Source organism: Campylobacter concisus (assembly GCF_050447485.1).
Classification (GTDB): domain Bacteria; phylum Campylobacterota; class Campylobacteria; order Campylobacterales; family Campylobacteraceae; genus Campylobacter_A; species Campylobacter_A concisus_BQ.
This window is the reverse complement of the sequence record NZ_JALMFY010000001.1, coordinates 790,661-809,415: the sequence shown is the minus strand read 5'-3', so window position 1 is coordinate 809,415 and position 18,755 is coordinate 790,661. Positions and strand designations below refer to the sequence as shown.

At 40.8% G+C, this 18,755-nt stretch carries 17 protein-coding genes; all 17 read left to right on the top strand.

Annotation, left to right across the window (positions count from 1 at the left end; all coding sequences use genetic code 11):
• The first annotated feature begins 2 nt into the window (after positions 1-2).
• The 17 genes from pglA to MTT29_RS04045 all read left to right on the top strand — a co-directional run bounded on the left by pglA (position 3) and on the right by MTT29_RS04045 (position 18,752).
• Positions 3-1,118, top strand: coding sequence for a N,N'-diacetylbacillosaminyl-diphospho-undecaprenol alpha-1,3-N-acetylgalactosaminyltransferase (gene pglA / locus MTT29_RS04125; RefSeq protein WP_429799842.1), 1,116 nt, complete (start codon positions 3-5; stop codon positions 1,116-1,118).
• The gene (gene pglC / locus MTT29_RS04120) at positions 1,111-1,716 is read left to right on the top strand and encodes an undecaprenyl phosphate N,N'-diacetylbacillosamine 1-phosphate transferase (protein WP_429799841.1); all 606 of its coding nucleotides are present in this window, start codon (positions 1,111-1,113) and stop codon (positions 1,714-1,716) included. The genes pglA and pglC overlap by 8 nt, the downstream gene beginning before the upstream one ends.
• On the top strand, positions 1,703-2,293 hold the full coding sequence (gene pglD / locus MTT29_RS04115; protein ID WP_107804754.1) for a UDP-N-acetylbacillosamine N-acetyltransferase: 591 nt from the start codon (positions 1,703-1,705) through the stop codon (positions 2,291-2,293). Before pglC ends, pglD begins: the two co-directional genes overlap by 14 nt.
• A gap of 48 nt (positions 2,294-2,341) precedes the next feature.
• The gene (gene pglE / locus MTT29_RS04110; RefSeq protein WP_107804753.1) at positions 2,342-3,433 is read left to right on the top strand and encodes a UDP-N-acetylbacillosamine transaminase; all 1,092 of its coding nucleotides are present in this window, start codon (positions 2,342-2,344) and stop codon (positions 3,431-3,433) included.
• The gene (pglF, locus tag MTT29_RS04105; RefSeq protein ID WP_429799840.1) at positions 3,434-5,215 is read left to right on the top strand and encodes a UDP-N-acetylglucosamine 4,6-dehydratase (configuration-retaining); all 1,782 of its coding nucleotides are present in this window, start codon (positions 3,434-3,436) and stop codon (positions 5,213-5,215) included.
• A 2-nt stretch (positions 5,216-5,217) separates the two neighbouring features.
• Positions 5,218-6,114, top strand: a complete 897-nt coding sequence (locus MTT29_RS04100; RefSeq protein ID WP_009294679.1) for a PDC sensor domain-containing protein — start codon at positions 5,218-5,220, stop codon at positions 6,112-6,114.
• On the top strand, positions 6,111-6,722 hold the full coding sequence (hisH, locus tag MTT29_RS04095) for an imidazole glycerol phosphate synthase subunit HisH (RefSeq protein ID WP_429799839.1): 612 nt from the start codon (positions 6,111-6,113) through the stop codon (positions 6,720-6,722). Before MTT29_RS04100 ends, hisH begins: the two co-directional genes overlap by 4 nt.
• Positions 6,722-7,432 carry a 1-(5-phosphoribosyl)-5-[(5-phosphoribosylamino)methylideneamino]imidazole-4-carboxamide isomerase gene (hisA, locus tag MTT29_RS04090; RefSeq protein ID WP_429799838.1) on the top strand — a complete coding sequence of 237 codons (711 nt, stop codon included), beginning with the start codon at positions 6,722-6,724 and terminating at the stop codon, positions 7,430-7,432. Before hisH ends, hisA begins: the two co-directional genes overlap by 1 nt.
• Positions 7,433-7,495: 63 nt before the next feature.
• Positions 7,496-7,861, top strand: coding sequence for a chemotaxis response regulator CheY (locus tag MTT29_RS04085; RefSeq protein WP_002939933.1), 366 nt, complete (start codon positions 7,496-7,498; stop codon positions 7,859-7,861).
• Complete coding sequence (locus tag MTT29_RS04080; protein WP_429799837.1) at positions 7,861-8,694, top strand: 50S ribosomal protein L11 methyltransferase; 834 nt, start codon at positions 7,861-7,863, stop codon at positions 8,692-8,694. The genes MTT29_RS04085 and MTT29_RS04080 overlap by 1 nt, the downstream gene beginning before the upstream one ends.
• The gene (gene ftsH / locus MTT29_RS04075) at positions 8,687-10,612 is read left to right on the top strand and encodes an ATP-dependent zinc metalloprotease FtsH (protein ID WP_429799836.1); all 1,926 of its coding nucleotides are present in this window, start codon (positions 8,687-8,689) and stop codon (positions 10,610-10,612) included. Before MTT29_RS04080 ends, ftsH begins: the two co-directional genes overlap by 8 nt.
• A 1-nt stretch (position 10,613) precedes the next feature.
• Positions 10,614-11,231 carry a phosphatidylserine decarboxylase gene (locus MTT29_RS04070; protein WP_429799835.1) on the top strand — a complete coding sequence of 206 codons (618 nt, stop codon included), beginning with the start codon at positions 10,614-10,616 and terminating at the stop codon, positions 11,229-11,231.
• Between the two features lies 1 nt (position 11,232).
• The gene (gene pssA / locus MTT29_RS04065; protein ID WP_103558772.1) at positions 11,233-11,964 is read left to right on the top strand and encodes a CDP-diacylglycerol--serine O-phosphatidyltransferase; all 732 of its coding nucleotides are present in this window, start codon (positions 11,233-11,235) and stop codon (positions 11,962-11,964) included.
• Positions 11,965-12,105: 141 nt separating this feature from the next.
• Positions 12,106-13,620 carry a 2-isopropylmalate synthase gene (locus tag MTT29_RS04060; protein WP_429799834.1) on the top strand — a complete coding sequence of 505 codons (1,515 nt, stop codon included), beginning with the start codon at positions 12,106-12,108 and terminating at the stop codon, positions 13,618-13,620.
• A 389-nt stretch (positions 13,621-14,009) separates the two neighbouring features.
• On the top strand, positions 14,010-15,032 hold the full coding sequence (locus MTT29_RS04055) for an NADH:flavin oxidoreductase/NADH oxidase (RefSeq protein WP_429799833.1): 1,023 nt from the start codon (positions 14,010-14,012) through the stop codon (positions 15,030-15,032).
• Positions 15,033-15,339: 307 nt separating this feature from the next.
• Positions 15,340-17,277, top strand: coding sequence for a TonB-dependent receptor domain-containing protein (locus tag MTT29_RS04050; protein ID WP_429799832.1), 1,938 nt, complete (start codon positions 15,340-15,342; stop codon positions 17,275-17,277).
• 128 nt (positions 17,278-17,405) lie between these two features.
• Positions 17,406-18,752, top strand: a complete 1,347-nt coding sequence (locus MTT29_RS04045) for an FAD-dependent oxidoreductase (RefSeq protein ID WP_429799831.1) — start codon at positions 17,406-17,408, stop codon at positions 18,750-18,752.
• Positions 18,753-18,755 lie beyond the last annotated feature (3 nt).

The window sequence follows — 18,755 nt, the reverse complement described above, 5'->3', positions numbered from 1 at the left end:
AGATGGCAAGGATAGGATTTTTAAGCCACGCTGATATGAGCATACACTTTTTTAGACGCCCTATTATGCAGGCCTTAAAAGATATGGGGCATGAGGTTTTTGCTATTGCTCCAAAGGGCGACTTTACAGATGAGCTTGCAAAGAGCTTTCACGCCGTCACCTACGAGCTTGACAAGGCTAGCCTAAATCCGCTAACCGTGATAAATAACTCAAAAAAACTATCTCAAATTTTAGGTGAGCTAAATTTAGACTTGCTGCAAACTGGCGCTCACAAGTCAAATGTCTTTGGCACATTTGCCGCTAAAAACGCTGGTATAAAGCACGTGATAAATTTGGTCGAAGGGCTTGGTAGCTTTTATATCGATGATGATATCAAGACAAAGGCCGTGCGTTTTGTCATGGAGAGCCTTTATAAGCTCTCTTTTGCAAAGGCTGATGCTTGTATCTTCGTAAATGACGCAGATCCAGACTATCTGATCTCAAGAAATTTGATAGATAAAAGCAAGGTGTACCGCATAAAAAGTGTCGGCGTGGATACTGCTAAATTTGATCCAGCTATCACGCAGGCGGCGGACTTGGGTGAAAAAAAGGTCATTTTAATGATCGCAAGAGCCATGTGGCACAAGGGCGTTCGTGAATTTTACGAGGCGGCAGAAATTTTAAATGGCTATAAAAACTGTGAATTTGTCTTTGTTGGCGAAGGCTTTAGTGGCAATAAATCAACCGCAGATGAGAGCTTTTTAAAAGGTGGAAAAGTACGTTATTTAGGAGCTAGAAACGATATCCCGCAGCTTTTAAAGGCTTCTTACCTGCTAGCTTTGCCAAGCTACAAAGAGGGCTTTCCAAGAACGGTTTTAGAGGCGATGAGTATGGCTAAAGCAGTCGTTGCAAGTGACGTGACAGGCTGCAATGAAGCTGTAAAAGAGGGCTATAACGGACTTTTATGCAAGGTAAAAGACGCAAGTGATCTAGCAAGTAAGATAAAAACTTTGCTTGATGATGAGGAGCTTTGCGCTAGACTTGGAGCAAATGGCAGAAACTGGGCGGTTAGCGAGTTTGACGAGAAGCAAATCGCAAAAAGATATATAGAAATTTATAGGAAATTTATAGATGTATAGAAATTTTTTAAAAAGGGTGATTGATATTTTGGGAGCTTTGTTTTTGCTCATTTTAACATCGCCTATCATCATAACAACAGCGATCTTTATCTATTTTAAGGTTAGCCGTGACGTCATTTTCACGCAGGCAAGGCCAGGGCTAAATGAGAAAATTTTTAAAATTTATAAATTTAAGACAATGAGCGACGAGCGTGACGCAAATGGCGAGCTTTTGCCAGATGAACAGCGTCTTGGTAAATTTGGCAAACTGATCCGCTCACTTAGCCTTGATGAGCTACCACAGCTATTTAACGTGCTAAAAGGCGATATGAGCTTCATTGGACCAAGGCCACTTTTGGTTGAGTATCTGCCCATCTATAACGAAACACAAAAGCATCGCCACGACGTGCGCCCTGGCATCACGGGCCTAGCGCAGGTAAATGGCAGAAACGCCATAAGCTGGGAGAAAAAATTTGAATACGACGTATATTACGCTCAAAATTTAAGCTTTATGCTTGACGTAAAGATCGCCTTGCAGACCATCGAAAAGGTGCTAAAACGAAGTGGTGTCAGCAAAGAGGGGCAGGCGACGACGGAGAAATTTAATGGCAAAAACTAAGAAAATTTACATCTACGGGGCGAGTGGGCATGGGCTTGTGATCGCTGACATCGCTAGAAATAACGGCTATGATGAGATAGTTTTTTTAGATGATGCTAGCGAGCGTAAATTTAGCCCAGAGCTTGAAAAAGCTGACATCATAATAGCCATAGGTGATAATAAAACTAGGCAAAAGATCAGCCAAAAGGTAGAGGATGTTGGCTTTGAGATAGTAAATTTGATCCATAAAAGTGCGGTTGTGAGCGAGAGTGCTGTGATAGAAAAAGGTGTGGTCGTCATGCCAAATGCCGTGATAAACGCAAAAGCTTGCATAAAAGAGGGTGCTATCATAAACTCTGGCGCGGTGATAGAGCATGAGTGTGTGATAGGTAAATTTGCTCACATTAGCCCAAATGCAGCCCTTGCTGGAAACGTTAGCGTGGGAGAATTTGCGCATATTGGCATTGGCTCAAGTGTCATTCAAGGCATAAGCATCGGTAAAAACTGCATTATTGGTGCTGGAAGCGTGGTCGTTAGAGATATAAAAGATGGCATAAAGGCGTATGGCGTGCCTGCATGCGAGCGCGCTAAGATATAAATTTAAAAATAAGTGCTAAAATCGCCAAAAATCACGAAAGGTATGAAAATGGATAGGGTTTTTTTATCTCCACCAAATATGAGTGGAAAAGAGCAGGAATATATAAAAAAGGTTTTTGAAAGCAACTACATAGCGCCACTTGGCGAATATGTCAATAAATTTGAAGATAGCATAAAGGCTTATACTGGCGCCAAAGATGCGCTTGCACTATGCGCTGGAACTGCGGCACTTCACCTAGCGCTTCGCGTCCTTGGCGTGAAAGAGGGTGATCTTGTGCTAGCTTCTAGCTTTACTTTCATGGCTTCGGTCTCGCCTATACTTTACGAAAAAGCAACTCCAGTCTTCATAGATAGCGACGAGAGCTGGAATTTAAGCCCAGAGCTACTTAAAAAAGCGATATCAAATTTGCCTAAAAAACCAAAAGCGCTAGTCGTCACCCATCTTTACGGACAAGCTTCAAAGATGAAAGAAATTTGCGAAATTTGCCAAAACGAAGGCATCGCTCTAGTCGAGGACGCAGCTGAAGCGCTTGGTGGATTTTACGGTGGCAAGGCGCTTGGCACATTTGGCGTGATGGGCGGATATAGCTTTAATGGCAACAAGATCATCACCACTTCAGGCGGCGGCATGCTAGTTGGAGATAGTGAATTTGTAGAAAAAGCTAGATTTTACAGCACACAAGCAAGAGAGCCGCTGCTTCACTACGAGCATAAAGACTACGGCTACAACTACCGCTTAAGCAACGTTCTAGGTGCTATTGGCGTGGCTCAGATGGAAGTTTTAGAAAAGAGAGTCGAACAAAAGAGAAAAGTCTTTGAAATTTATGAAAAAGAGCTTGGCGATATTTTAGAATTTATGCCAGAGCTGTCAAATTCTCGTGGCAACAGATGGCTCACAACTGGCGTTTTTGCTAAAAAAGATGCACATTTAAAAGTTATAAAAGCACTAGCTGATGCAAACATCGAGAGCCGCCCACTTTGGAAGCCTATGCACTTGCAGCCAGTATTTAAAGGCGCGCTAAGTTTTGTTGATGGATATAGCGAAGATCTATTTTCAAGAGGAATTTGCTTGCCAAGTGGCAGCGATATGAGCGAGCAGACACAAGAAAGAGTGATAAAAATAGTCAAGGAAAATGCGTAAATGTTTCATGCAACGAAGTTAAAAAGGCTCGTATTTTTCCTTCTTGGCGATGTTTTTATATTTGTTTTTTCGATATATGCAGCTTATCTTTTAAGATTTAACGCCGACATCCCAGATATCTACGTGCAAGGACTTTTTGTAACGGCGGGATTTTTGATCGTATTTAAGCTCTTTTTCATGTGGATGTTTAAAATTTACAAGGTGCCGTGGAGATTTTTTGGCTTAAATGAAGCTCGTAAAATTTTCCTAGCTCACGTTTGCGCGGCGATCTTATTTACGATCGTATTTTTCATCATACAAGATTTTTTAAATCCTTATCCAAGAAGCGTTATCTTTATCGACCTTCTCATCTCATGCCTACTTATCGGGCTTTTGAGAATTTCAAAGCGTATGGTGCTTGACTTTTCAAACAGACCTCACAAAGGCGAGCCTTGTATCGTTATAGGCGCGACCTCAAAGGCACTTCACGTCTTACGCGGCTTAAAACAGGGCTATCTTGACTACTACGCAGTTGGCGTGGTAGATGGCAGAAGCGACCTTGTTGGCACATATTGTGATGGATTTTTAGTTCAAGATAAAAAAGATATACCAAGCCTTATAAAAGACTACGACGCAAAGACTGCTATAATCGCGCTTGCGCTCGATCAAGACGAGCTTCAAGCTTTAGTTGATGAGCTAACTGGATATGGCATAAGAGATATGAAGCTCTTTTCGCTTATCGAAAATGAGCCGATCAAAGATATCTCGATCGAAGATTTGCTCGCTAGAAAGCCAAAAGACCTTAATCCAGAGGCCATTTCAAATTTCTTAAAAGATAAAAAAGTGCTTGTCACTGGAGCTGGCGGTAGTATAGGAAGCGAAATTTGTAAGCAGTGCTTGAAATATGGCGTAAGCGAGCTTATAATGGTCGAGCACAGCGAGTTTAACCTTTATAAAATAGGCGAAGATACAAGAGATAAAAGAACTGTTAGCAAGCTTGTAAATATCACAAATTTAAAAGACTTTGAAGAGGTTTTTGAAGAATTTAGACCAGAGATCGTCATCCACGCTGCAGCCTACAAACACGTGCCACTTTGCGAGCTAAATCCTCGCTCAGCAGTTGAAAACAACATCCTTGGCACAAAAAATGCAGTCGATCTTTCTAAAAAATATGGTGCTAAGAAATTTGTCATGATCTCTTCAGACAAGGCTGTGCGCCCAACAAACATAATGGGTACAACTAAGCGTGTTTGCGAGCTTTACGCACTAAATTCAAACGAAGCAGGTGTCTGCGAGATAGTTTGCGTGCGCTTTGGTAATGTCCTTGGCTCAAGTGGCTCAGTCATACCTAAATTTAAAGCGCAGATCGCTGCAAATAAGCCTTTAAGCGTCACTCACCCAGAGATCACAAGATACTTTATGCTTACATCTGAAGCGTGCCAGCTAGTCCTTCAAGCAGCCTCTATAGCAAAAGGTGGAGAGCTTTTCGTGCTTGATATGGGCGAGCCTGTTAAGATCGTCGATCTTGCTAAAAAGATGCTTCTGCTTTCAAATAAAGAGCATTTAGGTATCGAATTTGTAGGGCTTAGACCTGGCGAGAAGCTTTATGAGGAGCTGCTTATCAACAAAGATGACGTTCAAACTAAGTATGAGTCGATCTTTGTGACACACTCACAGCCTTATGATCTGACCCTTTTAAATTCGCAGATAAGTGGGCTTTTGCAGCTTGAAGATAACGAGGTAGCACCTGCTCTTAAGGTGATCGTGCCAGAGTTTAACCATGCATTAAATTTAAAAGGCTAGTTTTGGTTATAAAAGATATTAAGAGGTTTAGTGACACGAGATACAAGGCAAGGGCGTATATCTGCTATTTATTTAGTAGAAATTTGCCAAACAGACTGCCTGGAGTGTGCTTAGAAAACATAAAAGCTGGCTTTGATAAGATCAGCCACGAAATAGAAAATTTTGACGCACTATACATTTTAGACGAAAATGGCATACAGATCGAAGACTCGATAAGTCTAAATGAAAAGTATAAAATTCCAAAAGGTGAAAACCGCGCAAACAAAGCCTACTACTACACCGCTGTGCGCGAGAAAAGGTGCGTTTTAAGTGATCCATATCCATCAAGTCTAAATGGAGGTTTGTGTGTCACAGCAAGCGTGCCTATCTATAATGAAAAAAATGAGCTTAAATTTATCGCTTGCATCGACATAAGCCTAGAAAATATCCTAAATATGGTCGATAGCGGCTTTGTCGAGGAGCATTTTGGTAGATTTTTAAAGACAGTATATGCGCTCTTTTGTGCATCGCTTTTTATGATCTGTGCGTTTTTGTTTTGGCACGGCGTAAAGAGCTTTATCTCAAAGAGTATCGAGCATATAAATGTCGAAGAAATTTTTGAATCAACCATTATTTTAACGCTAGCTCTTGCCATTTTTGACCTTGTTAAGACGATATTTGAAGAAGAGGTGTTAGGCAAAAATCACGAAGAAAATAGTGTGATATATAAGACGATGGTTAGATTTATCGGCTCTATCATCATCGCACTTGCGATCGAGGCGCTTATGCTAGTCTTTAAATTCGCTATCACTGCACCTGAAAATATCATAAACGCTATCTATCTAATAGGCGGCGTGGCTATGCTAATGGCGGCACTTAGCTTTTATCTCTTTAGTGTAAAAAGACAAGAGAACAGATGATTGCTATTATTGATTATGGCGCGGGCAACATCAAAAGCGTGATAAATGCTTTTAAATTTCTTGGGCGTGAGTGCGTTTTAGTAAGTGAGCCTGAAAGTTTAAAAGAGCACTCCCACATCGTTTTGCCAGGCGTTGGAGCTTTTGGTGAGGCGATGAAAAAGCTAAAGATGAACGGCATGGATGAAGCGATAAAAGAGGCTGTAAAAAGTGGAAAAGCCTTTATAGGAATTTGCCTTGGCATGCAGCTTTTGTTTGAAAAGAGCTTTGAATTTGGTGAGCATGAGGGGCTTTCTCTTTTGCCAGGAGAGGTCGTTAAATTTGATGAAGCCAAATTTGATAAGCCACTAAAGATCCCACACGTTGGTTGGAATACGCTTAGCTTTAAACAAAATGGCCCTTTAAATTTAGGGCTTAAAGAGCTTGAGTATTTATATTTTGTGCATAGCTACCATGTGATCTGCGATGATAAATTTGTGCTTGCAAAGACAACTTATGGATATGAATTTACAAGCGCGGTGCAACATGAAAATCTCTTTGGTTTTCAGCCTCATCCAGAAAAAAGTCATGAGGTTGGGCTTAAAATTTTAGAAAATTTTGCGAGGTTGTGATGGAAATTTTCCCAGCGATAGATCTAAAAGAGGGGCAAGCAGTTAGGCTTAGTAAAGGGCTCATGCAAAGCGCTAAAATTTACAGCAACGAGCCAAGTGAACTTGCTAAGAGATTTGAAGATTACGGTGCAAAATGGCTGCATGTGGTCGATCTTGACGGAGCATTTGCAGGGGAAGCTATAAATTTTAAGACGATCGAAAAGATAGTAAAAGCTACAAATTTAAAGGTGCAAGTGGGCGGTGGCATAAGAGATGAAGAGCGAATAAAGCGTTATTTGGACCTTGGAGTTAGCAGAGTGATCCTTGGCTCGGTTGCCCTAAAAGATCCAGAATTTACAGCAAAAATGGCTGGAATTTACAGGGTTGTAGTTGGCATTGATGCCAAAGATGGCTATGTGGCAGTGCAAGGCTGGGGTGAGGTTTCAAGTATAAAAGCAGTCGATCTTGCAAAAAAAATTGCAGATGTGGGTGTAGAAGCTGTGATTTGCACCGATATTAACAAAGATGGAATGCTTGGCGGAGTTAATGTTGAATTTAGCTTGCAAATAGCTAGAAGCAGCAAACTTGAAACCATAGCAAGTGGCGGTGTGAGCGATATAAACGACATTTTAGCACTTAAAGAGACAAATGAGATAGCTGGTGTGATCGTTGGTAAAGCTTACTATGAGGGACGACTTGATTTAAAAGATGCTTTCAAACAAGTTGGCTAGCGTTAAAGCTTTTATAAATTTTAATTAGCTAGAATAGGGCAATTTTTACTAAAAGGATATTATGTGAAGATTTTGGTTGTAGATGACAGCTCAACAATGAGAAGGATCATAAAAAATACTTTGCAAAGGTTAGGACATCAAGAAATTCTCGAGGCTGAGCACGGGCTTGAAGCTTGGAATATCTTGACACAAAACGAGGGTATTGAGGTTCTTATTACTGACTGGAACATGCCTGAGATGAATGGTCTTGAGCTTGTTAAAAAAGTAAGAGCTGAGCAAAAATATGTTGATATGCCTATCATAATGGTAACAACAGAGGGCGGAAAAGCCGAGGTTATAACAGCTTTAAAAGCAGGTGTTAATAACTACATCGTTAAACCTTTTACGCCACAAGTTTTAAAAGAGAAGCTTGAAGACGTTCTTGGTTAATGAAAGATAAATTTTACGAATTAAGCATCAAAACATCAAATTTTTATGATGAAATTTTAGAGTTAGTTTTCTCTTTTGGGGTCACCTGTGTAGAAGAGCTAGATCATGAGATCATCATCAGGGAAGAGTATGATCTAAAAGATATAGTTTGGGGCATAGAAGAGTATGCAAAAGGGCTCTCTATCGTTCGTAAAATTCCAAATGATTTAAAAATTTCTCTTAATTTAAAAGAAAATAAAGACTGGCTAGGCGAATATAAAAAGGCAGTTAAGCCTATTTTGGTTGATAAAATTTATATTAGACCTAGCTGGGAAGAGCCACTTAATGGCGTAACAAATATCATAATCGACCCAGCGCTAGCCTTTGGCTCAGGGCATCATGAAAGCACAAATTCTTGCTTGCAACTTTTACAAAAATATGCAAAAAGTGGCGATAGTGCTTTAGATGTGGGATGTGGAAGTGGGATATTAAGCATAGCTTTAGCAAAGCTTGGCTGCAAGGTCGATGCCTGCGATACAGACGAGCAGGCCACGCAAAGCTCGCTTAGCAATGCCCAGCTAAATGAGGTTAAATTTAATAAAATTTGGACAGGATCTGTTGCAAATTTAGAGCAAAAATATGATATCGTCGTAGCAAATATCATTGCTGATGTCATTTTTATGCTCTCAAATGACTTGAAAAAATCGCTTAAAAAAGGCGGCTATTTAGTATTGTCTGGAATTTTGAACAAATACGAGGATAGGATCAAAGATACGTTTAAGGATTTGGAGCTAGTTGAGATAAAACAGGCTAATGATTGGGTTAGCTTTGTTTATAAGGAAATGGATGAATAATCAAAATAATAACCAAAACAACGGCGATAATAACGGGTTTTTCAACAAAAATCCAATCTTTATCTTTGCTATTTTTGCGATAGTTATAGTTCTAGCTTTTAGAAGCTTTAGCGGCGACGGACTAGGTGGTACTTTTGGGCTTGGTAGCAACGCTCAAAGCAAAATGATAGCTTATTCTGAATTTAAGGATATGCTAAAGAATAAGCAATTAAATGAAGTTGCGATATCTGAAACCACGATAAAAGGCGTTGGTAATGACAAAACCATCTACCTCGCAAAGCGCATAAACGATCCAACACTCATTGGCATACTTGAGCAAAACGGCATAACTTACAGTATTTATAGCGAAAATAACTGGTTTGGAGATCTTATATTTTCATGGATCATACCGGTATTTATATTTTTTGCTATTTGGATGTTTATCGCTAGTCGTATGCAAAAGAATATCGGAGGTGGCATACTTGGCATAGGAAGTGCGAAAAAGCTTATAAATTCTGAAAAGCCAAAAGTTAAATTTGATGACGTCGCAGGCGTTGAAGAGGCAAAAGAAGAGGTTCAGGAGATAGTTGATTATCTAAAGAGCCCAGATAAATACCTAAGACTTGGAGCTAAAATTCCAAAAGGTATTTTGCTAGTTGGCCCTCCAGGCACTGGTAAAACGCTTCTTGCAAGAGCAGTTGCGGGCGAGGCTAGTGTGCCATTTTTCTCTATGTCGGCATCAAGCTTCATTGAGATGTTTGTTGGCGTTGGTGCAAGTAGAGTTAGAGACCTTTTTGAAAATGCCAAAAAAGAGGCCCCAGCGATTGTATTTATAGATGAGATCGATGCGATCGGTAAGAGCAGAAATTCTGGTCCGATGGGTGGAAATGATGAGAGAGAGCAGACGCTAAATCAGCTTCTTTCTGAGATGGACGGATTTGACGCAGATAAGTCGCCAGTCATCGTTATAGCTGCTACAAACAGACCTGAAGTTTTGGACGCTGCGCTTTTAAGACCAGGTAGATTTGATAGGCAAGTGCTTGTTGATAAGCCTGATTTTAAGGGACGTTGCGACATCTTAAAAGTTCATATGAAAGATGTAAAGATCGGCAAAGACGTTAATATCGAAGATATAGCAAGGCTTACTACAGGTTTAGCAGGGGCTGATCTTGAAAATATCATAAATGAGGCAGCTCTTCTTGCAGGACGTAAGTCAAAGACTTTTGTTGAGCAGGCTGATCTAGTGGAGGCTGTCGAGAGATCGATAGCTGGTTTAGAGAAAAAATCACGCCGCGTAAATCCAAAAGAGAAGAAGATAGTCACTTACCATGAAAGCGGCCATGCCTTGGTAGCTGAGCTAACAAAAGGTGCAAAAAGAGTGACAAAAGTCTCAGTCGTGCCACGTGGTCTTGCAGCGCTTGGCTATACGCTAAATACGCCTGAAGAGAATAAATTTATGATGCAAAAGCATGAGTTGCTTGCAGAAGTGGATGTTCTTTTGGCTGGTAGGGCTGCTGAAGAGGTCTTTATAAAAGAGATATCAACTGGAGCTAGTAATGACCTAGAGCGTGCAACTGATATCATAAAAGCTATGGTTAGTATGTATGGCATGAGTGATGTTGCCGGTCTTATGGTGCTTGAGAAGCAACGCGCGACATTTTTAAATGGCGGACAAAGCATAAAAGATTATAGCGACAAGATGGCTGAAAAGGTCGATGAGTTTGTAAAAGCACTTCTTCATGAGAGATATACAGCTGTGCTTGGTCTTCTTGAAATTTATAAAGGAGCCATTGAAAACATGGTCTCAGCGCTTTATGAAGAGGAGACCATTGAGGGAAAAAGAGTTAGAGAGATCATCAAAAACTACGAAGAAGAAAATGGTCTTGAAAGCAGGCTTGTAGAGCTTGAAGAAGAGGAAAAAGGCAAAAAAGAGGAATAAAATGAGTGGTTACATCGCTAAAGCAGGGTATAAATTTATATTATTCTTTTTGATTTTATTTGTTATATCTGTTTTACTTGGTATTGCGCCGCTATTTTTTATAGCGTTACTTCTTTTAACTCTTTATTTTTTTAGAGATCCTGAAAGAGAGCCATTTACTGACGATAAACTAGCCTTACTTTCACCTATAGATGGCAAGATAAAAGAGATCAGCGTTTCAAATTTTGATGATAAAGAGGTGGCTAAGATAGTTATCTCAAAGCTCTTTTTTGGCGTTGGCACGCTAAGGGCAGTTAGTGACGCTAAGGTCGTTGATATCAAAAGAAGGCACGGACTATTTTTGTGTCAGGCGATGAAAATTTCAGAGATGCTAAATGAAAGAGCGATAATTCGTTTTGAAAAAGGAAATATCAAATTTGCTATGAAGATCATAGCTGGAGTTTTTAGTAGAAGTTTGGAAATTTATAACATTACCAGCCTAAAAGCCTCTAGAAAATTTGGCTTTTTAGGAAGCGGAGAAGTGATTTTATACTTGCCAAGAGATACTAAAATTTGTGTAAGTGTTGGCGAGAGCGTTAAAGCTGCTTCACTTCTTGGATACTTTGAAGAGGAAAAATAAAATGAATAGCTTACAAAAAATGCAGTTAATGTATATCTTGCCAAATTTATTTACCGCAGCAAGCGCTTTTTTGGGCGTTATAAGCATTATTTCATCTATTCAAGGGAACTATTTTAAAGCTATTATTTACATCATTCTTTCACTGATTTTAGACGGACTTGATGGACGCGTAGCAAGACTTACAAAGACTACAAGCAAATTTGGAGTAGAGTTTGATAGCCTTGCGGACCTTGTAGCATTTGGTGTGGCTCCGGCGATCTTGTTTTATCTAACAGTTGGTGCAAAATTTGGCAGATTTGGCGCACTAATAGCAGCGATGTTTGTAGTCTTTGGAGCTATTAGACTTGCTCGTTTTAACGTCACCACCGGCACATACGAGCCAAATGTTTTTATCGGACTTCCTATACCATCAGCAGCTATCATCGGAGTGCTTTGGGTTGGTATTTATCTAAAGCATGATTTTTTATATGGCTTTGAGTGGTGCTTGATACTACTTGAAGCGGTTTTAGCTATCTTGATGGTTAGCAACATCCGCTACCCAAGCTTTAAAAAGATGAACTTAAAACAAACTCATGTTATAAGAATTTTAGTAGCGCTCGTGGTTGTATTTTCTATGCTTTATCTATATCCTTACGAGAGTGCGACATTTTTGATGAGTGTTTATATGCTTTATGGTATTATTAGAGCGGCTATAATGTTTAGCAAAAATCACAAAAAAAAGGAGAGCGAATGAGCGAAAATGGCATAATAAAATCGCGTAAATTTTTACCAAAAATCGAAATCAAAAACTCTCTACTGCTGCTACTTAGGTAGCAAATTCTTCTTTACTTAACTCATTAAATTTAAATATATAAAAATAATAAAAGGACAAAAAATGGATAAAAATAAAATTATAATCTTTGATACGACTTTAAGAGATGGCGAGCAAAGCCCAGGAGCTTCTATGAACACAGCTGAAAAGCTACAGATCGCACTTCAGCTTGAAAGGCTTGGTGTTGATGTGATGGAGGCTGGATTTGCAGCGGCTAGCCCAGGGGATTTTGACGCGGTAAATCAGATCGCAAAGCAAGCTTCAAACATCACTGTCTGCTCGCTTGCACGTGCAGTTGAGCGTGATATTAAGGCAGCTGGCGAGGCACTAGCTTCAGCAAAAAACAAAAGAATTCACACCTTCATAGCAACAAGCCCGATACACATGGAGTATAAGTTAAAAATGAGCCCAGATGAGGTGATTAGACGTGCGGTTGAGGCGGTACAATACTCAAAAACATTTTGTGATGACGTTGAATTTAGCTGCGAGGATGCATGCAGAAGCGAGATGAGCTTTTTAAAAGAAATTTGCGACGCAGCGATAAATGCAGGGGCAAAAACCATAAACATCCCAGATACTGTTGGCTACTTGTATCCAGAAGAGATCACAGCTCGCATTAGCGAAATAGTAAAATTTATAGGCGATAGAGCGGTAGTTTCGGTGCATAACCACAACGATCTAGGCATGGCTACGGCAAATTCGCTAGCCGCCATAAAAGCTGGTGCAAGGCAGGTTGAGGGCACGATAAATGGCATAGGTGAGCGCGCTGGAAATGCTGCGCTTGAAGAGATCGTGATGGCTATAAAAACTCGCCAGGACGTCTTTGCACCACTTTACACAGGCATCATCTCAAAAGAAATTTATCCAACTTCAAGGCTGATCGCTAGCATCACAGGCATCGAGCCGCAGCCAAACAAAGCAATCGTTGGCAAAAACGCCTTCGCGCACGAGAGTGGCATCCACCAAGATGGCGTGCTAAAACACAAAGAGACCTACGAGATCATCAGTGCTGAGAGCATCGGTTTAGAGAAAAACTCACTCGTCCTTGGCAAACACAGCGGCCGCCATGCGTTTAAAGATAAGCTTGCTAGCCTTGGATTTGACCTTGATAGCGATGCGCTTAATAAGGCATTTGAGAAATTTAAAGACTTGGCAGATAAGAAAAAAGAGATATTTGACGATGATATCAGGGCGCTTGTGGCAGAAGAGATCACGAAAATACCGCAGGCTTACGAGATCACAGACTTGCTTCAAAGTAGCGGTGGCAGCTTAGCAAGTGCTTCTATGAGCATCAGGCACAACGACGAGATCGTTAGCGACTCAGCCCTTGGCAATGGCACAGCAGATGCGATATTTAAGGTAGTTGATCGCATTAGTGGCATTAGTGGCACGCTAAAAGACTACAAGGTCACAGCTGTTTCTCAAGGCAAAGACGCTCTTGCAAAGGTCGATGTAAAAGTCGAGTTTGAGGGCAAAACAGCCGTAATGGGTCACGGACTTGATATCGATACGATGATGGCAAGCGCTAAGGCCTATGTTGGCGCACTAAATAGCTACCTCCGCATACATAAAAACTAAAATTTTTGGCTGGCTGCTGAATTTGCAGCTGGCTAATTTAAATTTAACTCTCTTTGAATAAAGGTTTAAATTTATTGGCTTTTTAATTTCTAAATCTTTACCAATTTTAAAATTTAATCAAGCTATTTTTGCAAATTTTAAACTTTCATTCACTCGCAAGAATTGACTACTAAAATTTGGCTTCGCTTGCAGCTTAGCCCAAATTTTAGAGCCGAAATTACTCGTTCATGAAATTTTAAAATTTACTTGACGCTCATTTGATTTGACAAAACAAATTTGCAATTTTTAAAATTTACTAAACACTTTTAAGATCATAAAACGCAAATCTTTATAAATCCAAGAATTTAAACAAATATCCTAAAATAACCAAAAAATTTAAAGGAAATTTCATGCAAAGTAAGCTTTTTACGCCGCTTAAGATAGGCGGTATCGAGATCAAAAACCGCATTATCATGGCTCCGATGTGCATGTATGAGGTCAAAAAAGAGGACGGCTGTCCAAGGTGCTTTCATAAGCTCCACTACGCTACAAGGGCGATCGGCGGTGTCGGCATGATCATCGTTGAGGCGACAGCTGTTGAGGCGCGCGGCAGGATCACCAAAAAAGACCTTGGGCTTTGGAGTGACGAGCAGATCGAGGCTCATGCAGAGCTGGTAAAAGGCTGTAGTAAATACGGCTCAAAAATGGCCGTCCAGCTTGCTCACGCTGGCAGAAAGGGCATTTGTGAGAGCATCATCGCACCAAGTATGGTTAAATTTAGCGATGACTACGCCACGCCAAAAGAGATGAGCGCAGGGGATATCACAATCGTCAAACAAAGCTTTGTGGAGGCGGCAGTGCGTGCAAAGAGCGCAGGATACGAGGCTGTGGAGATACACGCAGCGCATGGATATTTGATAAATCAATTTTTATGTGCTGGCACAAATAAGCGAAGTGACGAATACGGCGGCACTTTTGAAAACCGCATAAGGCTGTTGCTTGAAATTTTAAGAGAGATCAAGGCTGGTGTTAATATCACTGTTGGTGTTAGGATAAGTGCAAGTAGCTGGCTTAAGGGTGACTGGGACGAGGATGAGAGTGTAAAGCTAGCACGTGAGCTAGAGAAAAATGGGGCTGATTTTATCCACGTCTCAGCTGGCGGTGTCTATGCAAAAGTTGATAGCGCGCCAAAATTTACACCTCTTTATCAGGCTAGCTACGCAAAAGCTGTGAAAAGTGCAGTTAAAATTCCAGTCTTTGCAGTCGGTCTCATCACAAAGGCAAGCGAGTGCGAGGCACTGCTACTTGGCGATGTCTGCGACGGTGTGGCGCTTGGCAGAGAGCTACTGCGCAACCCGTATTTTGCTTTTAACGCCATGAAAGAATTTGGCGAAAATGACAAAATAGAAAACGCCTATAAAAGGGCGTACTAAGATTTTATGGCAAGGTGAGAGCCTTGCCAAATTTCACTTTTCTTAAACAAAATATCCAAAATTTACTTGCTATTTTTTCTACATAACAAATAGAAATTTCTATATTTATAGCTATAAAATCGCATTTATTTTAAGTTCTTACCTAAAATTTATATTTAAAATTATAATATTCAATATCAAAATTAGATTATAAACTAAAATAGTAATTTTAATAATCAAATTAGGAGGAGAGATGGGATTTAAGGGCTTATTTAAGCTTTCTCTTGCAGCAAGCGTGGCAGTTTGCGCAAACGGGGCAGGCTAGAGCGTGCTCAGCGGTGTTGAGGTGACAAGTAGCAGTGGCGGATACGGCGTTGATGATATCAAAATTTCAACTAGAAACGCTGGTCTGGCAAAAGACGTAATGAGGGACATCCATGGCGTTTACGTGGGTGGCACAAACGGCATGAACCAAAAAATTTACATGAGAGGTGTAAGTGATCGTGGCCTAAATATCACGATAGATGGCGCAAAACAAAATGGAAACACCTTTCACCACAACGCCGACTTGTTGATCGATCCTGATCTCATAAAGGCAATAGACGTCGAGGTTGGCTCAAGATCGGTCGTAAATGGCTCTGGCGCACTTGGTGGCTCGGTCGCTTTTAAAACAGTGGATGCAAAAGACTTGCTTGAAAGCGGTGAGAAGATCGGCGCAAAGATAAAGACCGGGTATGCCTCAAATAACAGCGAATTTTCTCAAGGCCTTATGCTCTTTACCGCCCCAGTTGAAGGGCTTGACTTTATAGTAGCTATTAATCACAAAGGCTACGACTACGGTAAAAGTGGCAACAAAAGAAAGATAGGCGGCGACGGAAACGACCTTAGCTATCTTCTAAAGCTTGGTTATAACTTCCTTGACGCGCATAGAATTTCTATCTCAAGAGAGCATAATGAATTTAAGGGTCTTTATCCTATGAGGGCCGAGTTTGGCAGCTGGTATAGTGACTCAAATGCTGTTGATAACCGCAAATATGAGCGCGATACGACAACGCTAAAGTATGAGTATAAGCCTAGCGATCTTTTAAATTTAGAGGTAACAGCATATAACACCGAGCACAAAAAAGATGACCCAGTCTTAAAAATTTTAGGCGTAAAGACAAACGGCATAAATGCAAAGGCTAAAAGCGTAGTTGAGAGCGGCGCTTTGACGCAAACTTTTAGATATGGAGCTGAGTTTTATCAAAGTAAAAATTTCAACAAACCAGACAATCACTACCCAGAAAAGGTAAATAACTACTCGATCTACGCAGAAGATGCGCTAAATTTTAGCTCGCTAACCGTTACTCCTGGCATCAGATACACCCATCACGAGCTAAAAAGCTACGACGGCAGAGCTGGAAATGTAAAGAGCTACACATATAAATTTAACGAATTTACCCCAGCGCTTGCGCTTGACTATGAGATTATTAAAGGGCTACACGCATTTGCAAGCTACGCAAGGGTCTTTAGAGGACCTGATGTCATGGAGTCGATGATGGCAAGTGGAAGAGGCAGAAGCGGAGCTTTAAACTGGGCGGCAAATAAAGATCTAAAAGCTACAACTGGCAATAGCTATGAGACTGGGCTTAAATACCATGGCGACATAAACGAAGCCAGCTCATATAGCCTATCTGCAAAATATTTCATGACAAAATATAAAAATTTAATAGTTGATAACAACGCAGCAGGTGGAGGTGTAAATCAAACTTTAGTTAGGATAAACGCTGGTGGTGCTGATATAAGTGGCGTTGAGCTACTTGCAAGGCTAAATTTAGATGCACTTAGCCTAGCTGCTAGCTACACTCATCAAAATGTAAAATATAAAGATAGAGTTGTAAAACCAAATGGTAGCTACTACACCTCAAACATCATCGGCTACCGCGATCAGGGCGATAAATACACATTTAACGCAGAGTATGCATTTTCAAGGATCGATACGCTAATAGGCTACAACCTAATCTACTTTGCTTCAAAAAATACCGTCTCAGCTGGCGACGATAAAAATGTCAAGATACCAAGCTACGCAGTTAGCGACATCTACGCTACCTATGCGCCAAGCAGCAGTAAATTTAAAGGGCTAGAGATAAATGCTGGAATTTACAACCTCTTTAACAAAGCATACGCTTCGCAGTCACAAAGGATGGCTGACTACACAGGCAACCAAAATACAATAGACTGGGAGCCGGGCAGAAATTTCAAGGTGAACGTATCTTATAAATTTTAACTTCATGGCAAGGGGAAACTCTTGCCAAATTTCACTTTTACACAGCCTATTTTTTACGCTCTGCTTTTTGCTGTTTGATTTAAATTTAATATAGTATCATTTGTGCGACTAAACTTTCAGGGGAGAAAATGAGGCAAAAGCACTTTGAAGTGGCAATTGTTGGAGCGGGCATTAGCGGGACGGCACTCTTTTATGAGTTAGCCGCATTTAGCGATATAAAAAAGGTCGCGCTTTTAGAAAAATATGACGGCGTAGCGACGCTAAATTCGAGCGGCAAGGGCAACTCGCAGACCATCCACTGCGGCGATATCGAGACAAACTACACGCTAGAAAAGGCAAAAAAGGTCTCACAAGTGGCAAATATGCCAGTAAAATACGCTCTAAAATACAACTTAGATGGTAAATATATGTTCGCTCATCAAAAGATGACGCTAGCCATCGGAGATGCCGAAGTAGAGCGCATCAAGGAGCGATATGAGAGCTTTAAGGAGCTATTTCCTTATCTTGAAATTTATGACAAAGAGAAGTTAAAGCAGATCGAGCCAAATGTCGTTTTTGACGCAAATGGCAATGAGCGCCCAGAAAACATCATCGCCATTGGTGCGCAAAATGGACAGTATACGACGATGGACTTTGGTGGCGTGGCAAATTCGCTCGTGCAAAATGCGTTAAATTTAGGCGGCGAGGGCTATGAGATCAGCCTAAGTTCAGAAGTGACTGATATAAAAAAGGTGGGCGATACATTTCACATCAAGATAAATGACGGCGAAGTGATCACTGCAAACTACGTCGTGGTCGATGCTGGAGCGCACTCGCTATTTTTAGCTCACAAGATGGGTTACGGCCTTCATCTTAGCACGCTGCCAGTTGCTGGAAGCTTTTATTTCGCGAACAAGCGCCTACTAAACGGCAAAGTCTATATGGTGCAAAACGACAAGCTACCATTTGCCGCACTTCACGGCGACCCAGACATCCTAGCTAATGGCAACACTCGTTTTGGACCAACAGCCCTTGTCATACCAAAGCTTGAGAGATTTCACGGAAGTTCTAGCTTTTTTGACTTCTTAAAGTGCTTAAAATTTGACAAGAACGTCCTTGACGTCTTTACAAACCTGCTAAAAGACGATGACATCAGGTCGTATATCCTAAGAAATTTCTTGTTTGAAGTGCCATTTATCAACAAAAAAGAATTTGTCAAAGACGCCAGAAAGATCGTGCCAAGTCTAAGCGAAAACGATCTAAGCTACGCTGTAAATTTTGGCGGCGTAAGACCACAGGTGATCGACCGTAACAAAAAAAGGCTAGAGCTTGGCGAGGGTAAGATCAGCACAGGCGAGGGCATAAGCTTTAATATGACGCCAAGCCCAGGGGCTACTAGCTGTTTTGAAACGGCTAGGGCTGATATGGAGGAAATTTGCAAATTCTTGGGCAAAAATTTCGACGAAGAGAAATTTAACGCCGAGTTTTTTGGGTAGAAA